Source organism: Mesobacillus maritimus (assembly GCF_023715205.1).
In the GTDB taxonomy this organism is placed as follows: Bacteria; Bacillota; Bacilli; order Bacillales; family Cytobacillaceae; genus Mesobacillus_B; species Mesobacillus_B maritimus_C.
In genome coordinates this window covers 1-213 of record NZ_JAMBNR010000155.1, presented here as the reverse complement: position 1 = coordinate 213, position 213 = coordinate 1, and the positions used below count along the sequence as shown (strand labels likewise).

The window sequence follows — 213 nt, the reverse complement described above, 5'->3', positions numbered from 1 at the left end:
TCCAACTTAACCTCGCATATGATCGTAACTCGCCGGTTCATTCTACAAAAGGCACGCTATCACCCGGCATTTTTCCAAAGGAAAATATGCACAGGGCTCTAACTACTTGTAGGCACACGGTTTCAGGATCTCTTTCACTCCCCTTCCGGGGTGCTTTTCACCTTTCCCTCACGGTACTGGTTCACTATCGGTCACTAGGGAGTATTTAGCCTT

The 213-nt window shown here is 47.9% G+C and carries 1 rRNA gene; it reads right to left on the bottom strand.

Going from position 1 to position 213, the window contains the following annotated elements:
- Positions 1 to 213, bottom strand: a 23S ribosomal RNA gene (locus tag M3182_RS26025); the annotation flags it as partial.